At 59.1% G+C, this 15162-nt stretch carries 9 protein-coding genes and 3 pseudogenes; 3 read left to right on the forward strand and 9 right to left on the reverse strand.

Features of this window, described 5'->3' with window-relative positions:
- Positions 1 to 146: 146 nt before the first annotated feature.
- The 5 genes and pseudogenes from FIU28_RS25375 to istA form a co-directional block, all read right to left on the reverse strand.
- Positions 147 to 1229: pseudogene (locus tag FIU28_RS25375) on the reverse strand (IS5 family transposase).
- A 309-nt stretch (positions 1230 to 1538) separates the two neighbouring features.
- Positions 1539 to 1988, reverse strand: a complete 450-nt coding sequence (locus FIU28_RS25385) for a hypothetical protein (protein ID WP_143575832.1) — start codon at positions 1986 to 1988, stop codon at positions 1539 to 1541.
- A gap of 147 nt (positions 1989 to 2135) precedes the next feature.
- Positions 2136 to 2351 carry a hypothetical protein gene (locus FIU28_RS27475; RefSeq protein WP_441351258.1) on the reverse strand — a complete coding sequence of 72 codons (216 nt, stop codon included), beginning with the start codon at positions 2349 to 2351 and terminating at the stop codon, positions 2136 to 2138.
- Positions 2352 to 3071: 720 nt separating this feature from the next.
- Positions 3072 to 3866, reverse strand: coding sequence for an IS21-like element helper ATPase IstB (gene istB, locus FIU28_RS25395; RefSeq protein ID WP_143571963.1), 795 nt, complete (start codon positions 3864 to 3866; stop codon positions 3072 to 3074).
- Entirely contained in the window at positions 3863 to 5362 is a 1500-nt protein-coding gene (gene istA, locus FIU28_RS25400) for an IS21 family transposase (RefSeq protein WP_143571962.1), read from the reverse strand. The genes istB and istA overlap by 4 nt, the downstream gene beginning before the upstream one ends.
- Before the next feature lie 725 nt (positions 5363 to 6087).
- Between istA and FIU28_RS25405 the strand changes: the two genes are divergently transcribed.
- Positions 6088 to 7851, forward strand: coding sequence for a methyl-accepting chemotaxis protein (locus tag FIU28_RS25405; RefSeq protein WP_143575833.1), 1764 nt, complete (start codon positions 6088 to 6090; stop codon positions 7849 to 7851).
- 576 nt (positions 7852 to 8427) lie between these two features.
- Here FIU28_RS25405 and FIU28_RS25410 read toward each other — a convergent pair.
- Together FIU28_RS25410 and FIU28_RS27405 are read right to left on the reverse strand one after the other, a co-directional pair.
- Positions 8428 to 9450 (reverse strand): IS3 family transposase, encoded by a 1023-nt coding sequence (locus FIU28_RS25410; protein ID WP_368039463.1) that lies wholly within the window; start codon positions 9448 to 9450, stop codon positions 8428 to 8430.
- Positions 9381 to 9530: pseudogene (locus FIU28_RS27405) on the reverse strand (transposase); the annotation flags it as partial. The gene FIU28_RS25410 and the pseudogene FIU28_RS27405, both read right to left, overlap by 70 nt.
- A gap of 399 nt (positions 9531 to 9929) precedes the next feature.
- Between FIU28_RS27405 and FIU28_RS25415 the strand changes: the two are divergent.
- Both FIU28_RS25415 and FIU28_RS25420 read left to right on the forward strand, forming a co-directional pair.
- Entirely contained in the window at positions 9930 to 12323 is a 2394-nt protein-coding gene (locus tag FIU28_RS25415) for an EAL domain-containing protein (RefSeq protein ID WP_210247744.1), read from the forward strand.
- Positions 12324 to 12698: 375 nt separating this feature from the next.
- A pseudogene (locus FIU28_RS25420) lies at positions 12699 to 13889 on the forward strand (helix-turn-helix domain-containing protein).
- 234 nt (positions 13890 to 14123) lie between these two features.
- Here the strand turns inward: FIU28_RS25420 and FIU28_RS25425 are convergent.
- Both FIU28_RS25425 and FIU28_RS25430 read right to left on the reverse strand, forming a co-directional pair.
- Positions 14124 to 14615 (reverse strand): invasion associated locus B family protein, encoded by a 492-nt coding sequence (locus FIU28_RS25425; RefSeq protein ID WP_143575835.1) that lies wholly within the window; start codon positions 14613 to 14615, stop codon positions 14124 to 14126.
- A gap of 268 nt (positions 14616 to 14883) precedes the next feature.
- Positions 14884 to 15096, reverse strand: a complete 213-nt coding sequence (locus FIU28_RS25430; protein ID WP_143575836.1) for a twin-arginine translocase TatA/TatE family subunit — start codon at positions 15094 to 15096, stop codon at positions 14884 to 14886.
- Between the last annotated feature and the right edge of the window lie 66 nt (positions 15097 to 15162).

A 15162-nucleotide genomic window follows, 5' to 3' on the forward strand; every position in this document is an offset into this window, starting at 1 on the left:
GCGCTATAGTCAATTGGATCAATAAATTCGTTAGCAGTCTGCTGAAAAATCGAGAAATTTAACTATTTTTTCGTACAATCGATAGGCTTCATGGTGGTGTAGTTGGCTGATTGGCGTCGTGCGTGGTCGCCCGGGCGGCGACTTCGCTATGCGGCGAGCAGTTTTGGAATGCGGAGCAGGTTGTAGGCAATCAAGTTGAGCATGAAGTCGGCGGCGACGGCGCCGATACCGCGATGCTTGGTCTTGCGCATCGTGCCGTGTTGTTTGCCCCATCCGAAGATGCATTCGATCATCGCACGGCGTGTCTGCCACATGCCGTAGCCGGGGTGGCGGGTAGTTCGCTCATCGATGGCGCTGCGGCGGCTGCGGCCGGTCTTGCCGATCGCATTGTTCTGGGTCACATGCGGTGTCACCTCGATGGCGCGCATATTGGCGACATGATCGGCGGTGTCATAGGCCTTGTCCGCGCCGGCGGTGATGCGGCGGCCGGCCTGTTTGGCCCTGGCCTTGAGCATCTTCTCCGCGGCGCGGCGCTCGGCGGTGCCGCTGGCATGAGTCACCATGCCGGCGACCGCCAGCCCGTTAAGGTTCTCCATGGTGGCATGGCCCATGTAGCAGAGCCGGGCCTCGCGGCCGGCGGCCTTGCGGTACAGCCGGCTATCGGGATCGCTGGTGAAGGCATGGGTATCGTTTTTGTAGGTCTGGCCATGAAAGTTGGTGCCATCGTCGCCATCGCTGCCGTCCTTGGGGCGGAAGCTCTTGTGGGAAGCCCAGGCTTCGATCAGCGTGCCGTCCACCGAGAAATGCTCGTCCGACAACAGCGCCTTCACCTCGGCAAGGTTCAGCAGCCTGGTCATGAACTTCGTGAACACGTCGCCGTTCTGCAGTCGCTTAAGGTTCTTCGTGAAGGTGGCCGGGTTCTAGACTCGGTCGTCTGGCGACAGCCCGACAGACCAGCGATACAACAGGTTGTAGTCCAGTTGCTCCATCAGCTATCTTTCCGAGCGGATGCCATGGAACACCTGCAATAGCAACGCGCTGAGAAATTTCTCCGGCGGGATCGAGGGACGCCCTTTTTTCGAATAGAGGCTGGAAAAGCTACGGTTCATCTCGCCCAGCACATCACGGACCAGCGCCCCGATTTTCCTCAGCGGATGATTCTGCGGCACCCGCGCATCCGACGAGATATATGAAAACAGCCCGTCCTGATCCTCAAACGCCCCACGCATCCCTACCTCTACCGATTCACCATCGAATGAATCAGTATACGCACGAATTCCTCTCCCATATCCTGGGGGGCCAACCGGAAGTCGGTGGCGCTCGCGGCGCTATCCATGCAATCGGCCGGCCTGATCAGCTATCGAAGAGGGACGATCCGGATCGTAGACCGGCCCGGTCTCGAGAAAGCGTCCTGCGAATGCTACGCGATCGTCAAGGAGCGTTTCGATGCATTCCTCACGCCTCCATCTACCGCGGTGCAGGGCAACAACAGCGGGCGGAACGATGGTTGAGGCCAGTTGAGCAAGTCAGTCGTGAGATTACCAGTCGAAAAAGAAGTCGCTCTCCGGAGGCCGATGCTGAGCAATTTTCTCTTTAAGGCTTTTCTTCGCCACCCGCACTTTTTTCGAAGCGGCTGCAACTTTCGCCTTGTGCTTTTCGATCGCAGGAGTGGTCGGCGTCACTTCTGCCATTGCGTCATTTGGCTGGTAAATCGGCGTATCCACGAGAGGCAATGATGGCGCTTCGTCGATCACGTCCGCCGGCGGCGGGGGGCGCATCGTCGGCAAGCTTGTATCGTAGACGATTTTTTCCGGCCACTTCCGGTTCGACTTGATATTGATCTGGACCGGCTCACCGCCGCTTTTGCTCTGGCGCACTTCCGTCGGCAGATAAGGTGTCACGACAAGCAGTGCAGCGATTAAAAAACCACCGACGAACACAAAATATTTGAATATTGGCATCTCAAGACCGGTATGAAAATGCTCCACTAATGAGAACCTGCCGGTCTGATCTTTTGTTCCCACGCGGTGGGTAGACAATGAGCTTAGACTGCAGGCGGTAACTAAGTAGCCTGCCGTTTTTCAAGTCTGCGATTTCGTTTTGAGAGAGAACGAAGCCATCGGATTCGGAACAGACTATCGCGGAATGGACTTCCGGGCGGACGCGAAAACCTTCGCCATCAACACAAGGGTGGACGCCGATCGAAGAGCGGCGCAAGCGGCAGCCGATCCCAGCTTTCCCACTTTTGAGGATAGCAGATAGTCGTTGCGGTTCTTGTTGTGCAGAAAGTGACCGAAGCGCCGCTCCGAAAGGCCAAACCCATACCAGAGCGCGACATCGAAATATCGCACGCCGATGTCCCACGCAGCTTCTAGGGTAGTTTCGGCCTCCCTGTCGGTATGCTTGTTGAATTCGTTCCGAGCGAGACGCCGCCGAGCCTGAAGCCAAATTTGGGTTTGAAGATTTTCTTTACACGGTTAGCTATGATGTCGTTTCCTCAAACTTCCGAGCGGACGAAAACGCCGTACGAGCAACGCGCAACCCCCGTTACAATGGCGATGCCCCCATTGGGTGAATGAAATAGAATATAAGCAGACTTCCGCACCTTCAGCGAATTCCGCTGGCGTCACCCGACAGCTGGCCGGGCTGTTCGTGCAGGTCCCGGGGCGGGTCTGGTCGACCTTGGCTATGTTGCGGTGGGCGGCACCAAATTGCGGGCGAACGCCTCCAAACAGAAGCCGATCAGCTACCCCCGCATGGTACAAGCCGAGGCAGAGCTGGCTGCTGAAGTCGAGAAATGGCTTAGCCGAGTAAAACAAGAAGGCACCGTCGAGGATGTTCGCTCGTGCAGGCTTCAGGCCACGATTTGCGATGTGGCACGTGGCCGTTCTTTAATGCCTCACAGAGGCGAGCGTCGCCGTGACACCACCGCGTCACGGCGGTCGGTCAAGCCGCTGGTTTCAATACCATGTCAACGCCGGAGAGATTTTACAGCGGCTGGCCGGAGTAAAAGTGCAGCACGGACGCAAGCAAGAAGGCCCCCGATCGGGGGCCTTCTTGCTTGTCGCGTTTCATTCCTGAGGGGCCGCGTCCGACGGCGGTTCTGACCGCGCTCGGCGTGACCGGCGTCTGGAGTCGGCGAGCCTGAAGCTATCGCCGTTCATTTCGAGGATATGGACGTGATGCGTGAGGCGGTCGAGGAGCGCGCCGGTGAGCCGCTCGGAGCCGAACACGGACGTCCACTCGTCGAACGGCAGATTGCTCGTGACCAACGTGCTGCCTCGCTCGTAGCGCTGGCTGAAGACCTCGAACAGCAGCTCGGCCCCGGTCACAGAGAGTGGTACATAGCCGAGTTCGTCGATGATCAGCAGCTTGTAGCCGGCGAGCTGACGCTGAAGACGCAGTAGCCGTTTTTCGTCGCGCGCTTCGAGCAGTTCGTGGACCAGAGCCGACGCCGTGATGAAGCCAACCGATAGACCCTTCTGGCAGGCCGCCAAGCCGAGCCCGAGCGCGATGTGGCTCTTGCCCGTGCCGCTGTTGCCGACAGCAATGATGTTTTCGCGCCGCTCGACGTAGTCGGAGCGCGCCAGTTCCAGCACCAACATCTTGTTTAGCGATGGCAACGCCAGGAAGTCGAAGCTGTCGAGGCTTTTAACGGTCGGGAACCGCGCCACCTTGATCCGGCGCTCCACCATACGTCGCTCGCGATCAATCATCTCCATCTCGGCCAGCCGCATCAGGTAACGCGGATGGTCGACGCCTTCAGCCGCACACAGCCGGGCGACCTTGTCGTACTCTCGCAGGAACGTCGGCAGCTTCAACGCCTTCAGATGGTGGGCGAGCAGGATCTGCGGTGTGTCGGTCATGTCGCCACTCCGGCCAACAGATCCATGTACGACCGCGCCGATGTTGTCGCGACCGTCGCTTTGGGCAGATACGGATAGATCGTCATGTCGAGGCGTGGCGGACGCCGCTCGATACGGCACAGCACCAGATGCTTCACGGCATCGAAGCCGACCGCACCGCGCGCGATAGCGTCGCGCACAGCGGCGGCCACGTCGTCGACCTTGAACACCTCGATCAGCCGCAGCACCTGCACAAACTCGCGCTTGCCGGACCTGCCCATACGGGCCTCAAGCAGGCGGCGCAACGTCGCGAACTCCTCGGGCAACTTCCAATCGGCGAGCGGGGCTGCCTGGTCGAGCGCATTGGTTTTCTGCTCGATGAGCGCCAGGTAATGCAGCGGATTGAACACGAAGTCCTCGCGCGCGTAGGAGCGGGGATGGCGCGCAATCACCTCGGCTCCGCAGGCGATGATGACCTCGTGCACGTAGCCACGGACCAGAACCTTCTGGTGCCCATAGGCCGTCGGCACCGAGTAGTCATTCAGCCGATAGCGCACCAGCGAGAGCGAGTTGACGCTGCCCGGCTTCTTGTCGCAAGCGTCGTAGGGTGCCGGCAGCGGCTTCTGGAACGCGGCGAGATCGTGCTGCAGCCGCTCGCCAATCGTGCCGTCATGGCCGCGCAGCCGTTCCGCAAGGCGCCTCCGGCACCCCTCCAGAAGATGCCCGTTCAAGGCCTCGAAGTCAGCGAACACGGGGATCGGCACCAGGAAGTTCCGCCGCGCATACCCCACAAGCCCCTCGACCTTGCCCTTGTCGTTACCCTTGCCAGGGCGGCCAAACCGATCCGTGAACAGGTAATGCGATTGCAGCTCGCTGAACACGCGCGTGCGCTGACGCTTGCCATCGCCGAGAATGCGGGCAACCGCGATCCTGGTGTTGTCATAGAGGATCGACTGCGGCACCCCGTCGAAGAACGCGAATGCTCGCACGTGCCCGTCGCAGAACGCTTCCGTCGTCTCCGCCGGATAGCCCACCACGAAGATCGCGTCGGAGTGCGGCAAGTCCATCGCGAAGAAGTGGATCTTGCACTCGACGCCGCCGATGACGCCGATCGCTTCGCCGAAGTCGGCCTGGGCATGCCCCGGCGGATGCGCAAGCGGCACGAACATCTCCTGCGTCCGCTGCCGCCAGCCGGCAACGTAGTCCTTCACGATCGTGGTCTTGCCCGTAAACCCGTGCTCGTCGCGGAGCCGCTCGAAGATCCGCTTCGAGGTATGCCGCTGCTTCTTCGGCCGGTCCTTGTCGGTCGCCAGAATCGCATCAATAACACCGCTGAACTCGTCGAGCTTAGGCCGCAACGGCGGCTTCCTGCGCACGTACCCGGGCGGCACCGAGAACTTCAGCATCTTCGAGACCGTCCTGGCGTTGATGCCGAACCGGTCTGCCGCAGCGCGCTCGCTGATCCCCTCGATCAGAACGGCGTGCCGGACCCGCGCGTAAAGCTCCACTGTCTTCATCCCCCGTCCCCTGCCGTTCCTGACAAAGGACTCTAACTGCCGCAGTTTTACTCCGGCGCAGCCAATCAAATCGGCCGCTTCAGTGAGGCAGTATTGCTCCGGCTTTTACACCGGCGCTTGCAGCACCGACTGCAGGCCGCTTAAACTATAACCCTGATGAGCCAGAGCCTCTCTTTTCGAAACGCCTGATCAGTCTCAAATTGCCTGACGACGGACATACCCCCCCGCCTTCGTTGCTGAGCCCCTTGACGGAGGCTGCGTGCTGTACCGCCTTCCAGACCGACGCTAGTGAAATTTGGCGATGTCGCCTGCCCAGCCCGACACTGAAGCTAGGCCACCCCGCCTTGAAAACAATCAATGGAAATCAAAGGGTGGGCGGGCGCGATTCTAAAAATGAAAGACGGATGCAGGTTGTCACGGCTAAAGTGGCGGGATGAGCGCTGTTGAACGCCCCTCTTTAGGCATATAAGTCACGCGTCGGTGTGTCAGAGGCGAACAAGATAAAATCACGCTACCATCTGCTGCGACATACTGATCACCGAGCACTTCTATTGCGGGAGCGACCAGTCTTCTGCTGCGGCAACCAGTTGCCTGCATCGGTGGATCTGCAAGTCCGAGACACCCCAGCATCTCAAAAATATATTATTAATCTATGGCGTGCTACGAATTATTAGGAATACGAATTACTAGGTTTAACGGCTTCATCAGCCTGACCAAGGAATATTATGATCCGTTTCTTGAACGATATTCGCATAGGCACCAAACTATCGATCGCTTCGGCGGTTGGCCTGGGTCTCATCGCCACGCTGATTTATGTAGAGGTGACCGGACTCGCCAGCATTCAGAAAAGTTTTGCTCGCGCCATCACACAGGAGAAGGTGGCGCAGGCCGCTGCCGAGCTTAAGGCTTCGGTCCGCGGCATGGCAATCGTGTTTCGCGATATCCACCTAGCGCGCTCGGTCGACGCCATCGAAAAAGCCAACGAGTACTTCGTGGCGCGGCATGCATCTGCCACCAAGTATAATGAATTCATGCGAAAGAACGCGCTTTCGACCGAGAATCAGTCACTCGTGGTGAAAATCAGCGAAGACCTCGTAGCTTACACCAAGTCTAAGGACGTCGTTGCTGAAATGAAGCGACAGGTTCTTGCCTTAGAGGCCAAGCGTGGCGCGAACGGCGAGACGTTGGCGGCGAGCGCCGAGAAAATCGCGAAGCAGGACGACGAAATCATTCGCTTCCGCCGTGACGTCACCATCCCAATGTTCTCCGCGCTGGAAGAGGCCGCCAATGCCATGACGGCCATTTCCGTAAAGCGGGTTGAGGAGCTGGCCACCGAATCCGCCGCCGAAGCAGCTTCCGTCGTGACAACGTCGTTCGGCGTCGGCCTGCTGGCCTGCCTTATCCTGATCGTGACCGCTGTGATGTCCATATTCCTGATTGCCCGGCCCATGCGCCGGCTGAGCAGCGCGATGCAGGAACTGGCCGATGGCAACTTCGCCGTTATCCTCCCCGGCTTCGGCCGAAAGGACGAAATCGGCGATTTCGCCGTGGCTGTCGATAAGTTTAAGGTCAAGGCGGAGGAGAAGGCATGCATTGAAGCCGCTGCCAAGCTCAGTCAGGATACGGCGGCCGCCGATCAGCGCAAGCGCGACATGATCAAGCTCGCTGACGATTTCGAGGGCGCGGTCGGTGAGATCATCGGGACCGTCTCCTCGGCATCGACCCAGCTGGAAGCGTCGGCCAGCACGCTTACTGCGACATCGCAGCGAGCGCAGGAACTCACCAGCATGGTGGCCGCCGCCTCCGAGGAAGCATCGACCAATGTGCAGTCGGTTGCGTCCGCCACTGAAGAGATGGCGTCCTCCGTCAATGAGATCAGCCGGCAGGTCCAGGATTCGGCGCGCATTGCCAGCGAGGCAGTGACGCAGGCGGGACGCACCAACGACCGGATTTCCCAGCTGGCGCTTGCCGCGAACCGCATCGGTGATGTCGTTGAACTCATCAACAGCATTGCGGGGCAAACTAATCTGCTGGCCCTAAACGCCACCATCGAAGCCGCACGTGCGGGGGAAGCCGGTCGCGGCTTCGCGGTTGTTGCCAGCGAAGTAAAGGCGCTGGCGGAACAGACAGCCAAGGCGACCGGCGAGATCGGTCTGCAGATCACCGGCATGCAGGCTGCGACCGGGGAATCCGTTAACGCCATCAAGGAAATTGGCGCCACGATCGGGCGGATGTCGGAGATCGCCTCGACCATCGCCTCGGCCGTCGAGGAACAGGGCGCCGCAACCCAGGAAATCTCCCGCAACGTGCAGCAGGCGGCGCAAGGGACGCAGCAGGTCAGTTCCAACATTTCCGATGTGCAGCGCGGGGCCAGCGAAACCCGTTCCGCCTCATCGCAGGTGCTTTCGGCGGCACAGTCGCTGTCCAGCGACAGCAGCCGCTTGAAAGCCGAAGTCAGCAAATTCCTGAACACGGTGCGCGCGGGCTGATCCCGCCTGCTTTCCTTCTCGCTTCTGACCTTGTACCGCGACACGAACGGGTCGCGGGTGCGATTCGCTATTCCCGTTCCCAACATCCGGGTCGACACGGCTTCCGGCCGTGGTCGTCATCCGCGAGCGGATAGATTCTTTACTTTCCGACTCGGCTTTTGGTCGCACCGCCGGCTGCCTATGTTTGGCAGCTTCATGGTGTGTGGATGGCTGTAGCCGTCGCAGCTGTGGTCGCCATTTTGATTGGCGGTGCGAACTGGACGTTCTTTCTCCGCGATTGGCCTAGGGGATGGTTGAAAACATCCCGGGCACTTATCGTCGTCGTTGCCATGGTCGCGGTTGCTCTAAGCGGAGCGGAGACCAGCACGGCTTCACACTCACACGAGTGCCACAGCATTTTCGCGCGATAGGTGCTGCTCCGAACGCCGTTGGCGTAATTAATTACTGGAATTTTCGAAGGCCCTAAAAGGCTGAGTGACCTGCCCCTGAACGTTCATCCAGTAGCGATTAGAGTCTCGCGTATGTTGCTCTGAGACCGAAGTTTGGACCACCGGCAATTAGAGTTTTCCGGCTTTGTCATGATGGCGGGCTGGTTGCGCCGTCACGATTGAGCAACGAAATCGGGGTCTTCTGCCCGATTGCCCCATGGGGGCGTTCTTCGTTGTAGTATCTGCGCCAATCCTCCAATTTTGTCCGGGCGTCGTCAAGGGTAAGGAACCAATGAGTGTTCAGACACTCTGCGCGGAAGCGCCCGTTGAAGGCTTCGATGAACGCGTTGTCGGTCGGCTTGCCAGGCCGGCTGAAGTCCAGCGTGACGCCATTGACGTAGGCCCACAGATCGAGGTCACGGGAGATAAACTCCGAGCCCTGGTCGCAACGGATGGTCTTTGGATAGCCGGCCACTGAGCAGATTTCCTGCAGCTTCTGAACGACGTTCTCGGCCCGGTAACTGAAGCGCGGATCAAGGGCCGGCACATAGCGCGAGAAAAGATCGACGATCGTCAGCACACGAATTTTATTGCCGGTGGCCAGCTGATCATGAACAAAATCCATCGCCCAGGTTTCGTTCGGCTGGGTGGCAGCTTTGCGATCGTCCCGCAGCTTGGCCTTGATCCGTCGTTTCGGCGTTTTGTTGCGCAATTGCAGGCCTAATTCGCGATAGATGCGCCGTGTCTTGTTCTGGCCGAGTTGCCATCCCTCACGCCGCAGCAGCACATGAACACGCCGGTAGCCGAAGCGTACCCGGGTCTGGCAGATCTCTCGGATTCTCGCCTCGAGACTGGCCTGTTCGGGTCGCCGCGATTTGTAGTGATAGGTTGAGGTGTCGACCTCGAATACCCGGCAGGCGCGCCGGATCGAGATGCCCCATTCACCACAGATCCCGTCGACGAGCTTGCGCTGACGAACAGGCCTCAAATTTTTCGGCGGATGACGTCCTGCAGCATCTCCTTGTCCAGCGAAAGGTCGGCCACAATCCGCTTCAGCTTGGCGTTCTCGTCCTCGAGTTGCTTCAACCGCCGCATCTCGGTCGGCAGCAAGCCGTCGTATTTCTTCTTCCAGTTGAAATAGGTCGCCGCCCTGATCCCCGCCTTCCGGCAGATGTCCGCCACCGGCATGCCATCAGCGCCTTGCTTCAAAATGAACGACTTCTGGGCCTCCGAAAACTTCGATGCCTTCATTGTTCTCCGCTCCTTCCAGCCCGCGAAGTCTAGCGGAAAACTCTAGCCATAAGTGGTCCAGTTTGGCGGCCTCAGATCAGAGCCTGTGGAGTGGGTCCCTCGGGGCGGACAGGTTCAGGCCGCTGGATTGACCGTCTGCCGAGCGCGTTGCTTCTCAAATTGCGCGGGGCTGATAAGCGCAACGTTTTGTGACCTGCGTCCACTTGATCCCTGCGGTAACGACGACTCTAATCCTCTTCGACAAATCCCGAAGCGTCGGACCGGGTCAGTCACAGCAAATCGCCGCTTGCTTCAAGAAGAGTCGATGTCGGTGCGGCATCTCTGCTTTCTTAATGATTTTCCTATAGTGGTGGCTAGTTACGCTTCGGATCTCATGGGTCCGACAAAGAGGGTTTCCCAATGACGACACTCCGCCCCCACGAATTGGACACCGAAATTTCGGGGAACGCGAAGCGCGGACAAGACGTTGCCGAGCAGTTGTTGCGGCTGGGAAGGAGCGCGGCGCATGCAGCCGCTTCACCTATCGCCGTGGTGTATCTGAAGGAAGAGACCGGCTTCAAGGCCGTATCCTGCTTTGGCCTGGACGGGAACATCGACGTTAGCGCCGCTGACCGTCTCTTGTCGGTCGCAGCCGACAAGTATCGCGACAATCTGCTCATCATCAACGATCGGAACGACGAACGCGGTCTGTTGCCGGCATGCAATCGCGTGTTCGGCGTGAAGAACCCAGAGATTCGATTCGCGGCGGCGATGCCGATCATCAACTCCGAAGGCAAGATGTTTGGCGTGTTGGTCGTCGCCGACGTGGCACCGCGCGCAGGCTTGAGCGGCGCCACTAGCTATGTGCTGCGTACACACGCTTCGCAGGTTTGCACGGTCCTTGAACTCGATGCGTGGCGTATGTTCGACAGCGGCTCGCTTGTAGCGCATCGCTCAAAAATGGAGCGGCTACGGTTATTGGAATCCGTCGTCGTTAGCGCGAACGATTCCGTTCTGATCACGGAGGCAGAGCCGGTTTCACTTCCTGGGCCGCGCATCGTTTACTGCAATGCCGCCTTCACCAAAACGACTGGTTACACGGAGGCCGAGGTGCTGGGCAAAACCCCGCGCATACTGCAATCCGAGCGCACCGACAAGACGGCGCTGGCTAGGCTTCGAGCCGCGCTGGCAGCCTGGCAGCCGGTCGAGGTCGAACTGCTCAATACCACCAAGGATGGCGTTGAATTCTGGGTCGAGCTCAGCATCGCTCCGGTGGCGGACGAGCGTGGCTGGTTTACCCACTGGATCTCGGTTCAGCGCGACGTCAGCGATCGCAAGAATGCCGAAGAGGCGACGGTGCGAGCGCGGCTTGCCGAGACCGCCAACGAAGCGCTCGGTGCTGAAATACAGGAACGCAAGCGAGTTGAAAACCAGTTGCTGTACGCAGCGTTCCACGATGATCTGACCAAATTACGCAACCGCCCCTACTTCATGGAACGGCTCGGCGAATCGCTGCGCCGTATGAAGGACAATACAGGCACGCCTTACGCCGTGCTGTTCATCGATCTCGATCGCTTCAAAATGGTCAATGACAGCCTGGGGCACCGCGCAGGCGACCTGCTGCTCATGGAAGCTTCGCGCCGGATGGAAGCCTGCCTGCGTCCAACGGACATCCTGGCGCGGATCGGCGGTGACGAGTTCGGGGTTCTGATCGAAAGTCGGCAAAGCGCGGACTGCGCCACCAACTTGGCGCGGCAGATCATCGAGACGATGCGGAAGCCGATGTGGATCGGCAATCAGGAAGTGTTTTCCTCCTGCACAATCGGCGTGGTGCAGGTGACCGAAGCCTACTCGGCGCCGGAAGAGTTGTTGCGCGATGCCGACATCGCGATGTATGAGGCGAAACGCAATGACAAGGGGGGCGTCGCGGTCTTCGCGGGATTTATGCACGACAGCGCTGTCGAAGCGCTAAAGCTGCAAACCGATCTACAGAACGCGTTGGCGCGCAATGAATTCTATCTCGACTACCAGCCGATCTGCCACGCGGGAACGACGGATGTCGTTGGGCTGGAAGCGTTGGTTCGCTGGCGGCACCCGGTGCGAGGGCTGGTGTCTCCGATGCAGTTTATCGGCGCCGCCGAGCAAACCGGACTGATCTGCGACATCGGCCGCTGGGTGTTGAACGAGGCCTGCCGCCAGATACGGGCATGGCGCTCGCGATATCCCGGCCTGACTTTGCGGCTCAGCATCAACTCGTCCGGTCGCGAGTTGGAAGATCCGCGCTTCATCCCTCATCTGCGGGCGGCGCTGGCCGAAACCGGGATCATTCCGAGGATGGTCGAAATCGAAGTCACCGAGGCAATTTTCCTCCGTCATCCCGAGCAGATGGAGCAGGTGCTGGGTGCGATCCGCGCTCTGGGCGTGCGCGTCGGATTGGACGACTTCGGCACCGGCTATTCGTCGTTGAGTTATCTTGATCGCTACGAGATCGACACCGTCAAGATCGACCAAATCTTCGTTCGCAACATGCTAAGCCGGCCGCGCACCATGGCGATAGTGCACAACATCATCAGTCTCGCGCACGCGCTGGAACTCGATATCGTCGCAGAAGGCGTCGAGGGAGAAGAAGAACTCTGCATTCTCGCGGCGATGGGCTGCACCTTCGTGCAAGGGTATCACCTCAGTCGTCCGATGACAGTCGCGGCCATCGACCTCGCGTTGGCCAGCCAACACTCAAGGATCGGCGGCAGCGATACGCCCAAGTTTCTGGGCGTACAAGACGATGGTCAGTACATCGCGGGAAAAGTCGCCTAGACGCGGCAATACGGGTTTTTTGTTGTGAATGAAACGGCTCTCGACCTGACCAGCCGTAGCTTCGCTGCGAGCGTTCCGTCCGCGGATCGGCGGTGGCCAAAGACTCTCCGCTTGCCATTATTATCGCTGATCTGGTGGGCTCGAATGTCGCCGGTGCCGCAGCGATATAACTGCTACGATGGCGTTCGGGCTCAAGAGGGTCGATTTGATCGAAAAATTATCTAGGGCCGACATGTCGATGCGCGGCCCGGTAGCCGGGCGATGATATAAATCTAGCGGTTCGCGTCGAAGTGTTCCCCGTCAGCACGCCTGATACAAATTCAGGGACTTCACGGAGCGAGAAATTCTGGTTCATCGTAGTCGTAAGGAGCGAAGATGAAACAGAAGTCCAGACCTGGCAAAACGCCCGCAGAACAAGTGCTCAAGGGAGAACCGACGTCAGACGCGTCGGCGTTATTCGACCGAGGGGAGAACCCGCTTCGTGCTGGAGGCACTGCGTGGTGAGGAGAACATCTTCGAGCTTTGCCGTCGAGAGGGCATTGCTGCCTCGATGTATTAGGACTGGTCCAAGGAGTTCCTTGAGGCCGGCAAGCGACGATTGGCCGGTGACACTGCTCGAGCCACAACACCTGACGAGGTGAAGCATTTTCGTCGCGAAGCCACCGCATTGAACGAGGTGGTGGCCGCATCCGATAAGGCGGAATTTATCGAGCTGGTGGAGCAATCGCATCTGCCCGCCAAACGCACGCTGGACAAGATCGGCATTCCACGCGCGGCCTTTTACCGATGGTATGATCGCTATCGGGGTGGCGGGCCTGAGGCGCTGGCCGACCATCGCTCCCGACCGGATCGCGTCTGGAATCGCATTCCGGACGACGTCCGCGGGCAGATCATCGATCTGGCACTGAAAGCTCCCGAGCTGTCGCCGCGGGAGGTGGCCGTGCGGTTCACCGACGAGAAAACGTACTTCGTCTCGGAGGCGACAGTCTATAGGCTATTAAAGGCGCATGACATGCCACCAGCCCGGGTTATGTGGTGATCAAGGCGGCGAACGAGTTCAAGGACAAGACCACCGCCATCAACCAGCTCTGGCATACGGACTTCACCTACCTCAAGATCACAGGCTGGGGATGGTATTATCTGTCGACGGTGTTGGACGACTTCTCGCGCTACATCTTGTCGTTGCGGCTCGGCCCCACTATGTGCGCTTAAGATATCACGGCCACGCTAGACCAAGCTCTGGCCGACTGGCTCGAAGACAAGGGCATACAGCCCGTGCGAGGCGCACCGTATCACACGCAAACCCAAGGCAACATCGAGCGTTGGCACCAGACCCTGAAGAACCGCATTCTACTGGAAAATTGTTATTTTCCGGGAGATCTCGACCGACAGATTGGAGCCTTTGTCGAGCACTACAATCACGTCCGCTATCATGAGAGCATCGAAAACGTCACACCTGCCGACGTTTACTTCGGCAGAGCACAGAAGATCCTCGCAGCACGCAGATGCATTAAACTCGCCACCATCGCAAACCGTCGCTTGCAGCACGCACTGCAGGCCGCTTGAACTCTAACGCTAATGAACCAGAGCCTGTCTTCTCGAAACGCCTGATCAGTCTCAAATTGCCTCACGACGGACTGGGATCGAACCTCCGAATTGAGGAATCAGAATTCGCCCGGACCTTGGGCGATTTCATCGCATATTCTGAATAAAGCAGGGCATCCGCCCCTAGTCGCATCAATAGGTTAGCGGGCGTTTCAGAATGAAGACACCTCGTCACTCAACGGCACAATCTCAACGTTATTGCTGGCCAAGGAGCTTCAGGACACTGCAATGGAGCGTTGGCGCCCTCCATTGTTCATTCGAGGTTTTTTTTCGAATCGTGAGCGCCGACGCAGCCCACGCCCGCTCTTTCGCAAGGGCGTCGAGGGCGGGAGCGAGGCCGCGGAACGACAGCGGAAGCGCCACCTCGCGACCCGACGCACTCTTCAACACGATGCGGCCCGGTTCGGTGAGGCCGCGCCAGCGCTTCAGCACATCGTCCGCGGCCAAGGCATCGGCGAAGCAGCCGCCTGGCAGGCAGCGCCGCCATGGCAGATCGAGTGCCGAACCGGTATTGTCGCCGGTCGCCTGCGCGCTGCGGAAATGACAGGTCCGGCAGCACGACCAGGGTGACGCGGAGCGGCTCGTCGGCGGACGCGCGGCCGATGGCGATCTGCGCAATTGGGGCCTTCTGGCCTTGCGCCTGCATCGCTTGCATCGCTTGCGCGCGCGCCGTTCGGCGTCGCACATGGCAAGTGTGCTTTTAGAATTGAAAGAATCAAACTTTTCGCGAGCAGACCACACTAATCGGCCCGATGCGGTTGGCGCCTTATGTTCAACAACCTGCTGCCCAACACATTTAAAACTAGATCGTCGTCTCACGCAATCACCGCCGTTCGCACATCATTCGTTATAAAATAACTCGATCATTAAATTATCAAGTCTACCAAAACGTTTCTTACTGTAGGTCCGCGCTCCGCTCCTCGCGCCTCTGTCGTCGGCGGGAGATTGCGACTTTTCAGGATTTCGCGACAGGCGGTGAATTCTCAGAACGACTGGCCTGGGTCTTGTGCGACGGCGTCTCAGCCGGGTCATCCTCCTGAAGTCCTTTCCTGAACGATTTCATTCCCTGGGCCACGTCTCCCATCAGGCCGGAGATCTTACCTTTGCCGAACAGAAGCACGACGACGCCGACGACGATCATCCAGTGCACGATGCTCATTGAGCCCATCGGAGCGTTCCTTCGCATATAGAGGAAGGGTGGCGGACAAGCGCCCGCCACCCCAGTTTCATCTCG

The organism is Tardiphaga sp. vice154, assembly GCF_007018645.1.
Classification (GTDB): domain Bacteria; phylum Pseudomonadota; class Alphaproteobacteria; order Rhizobiales; family Xanthobacteraceae; genus Tardiphaga.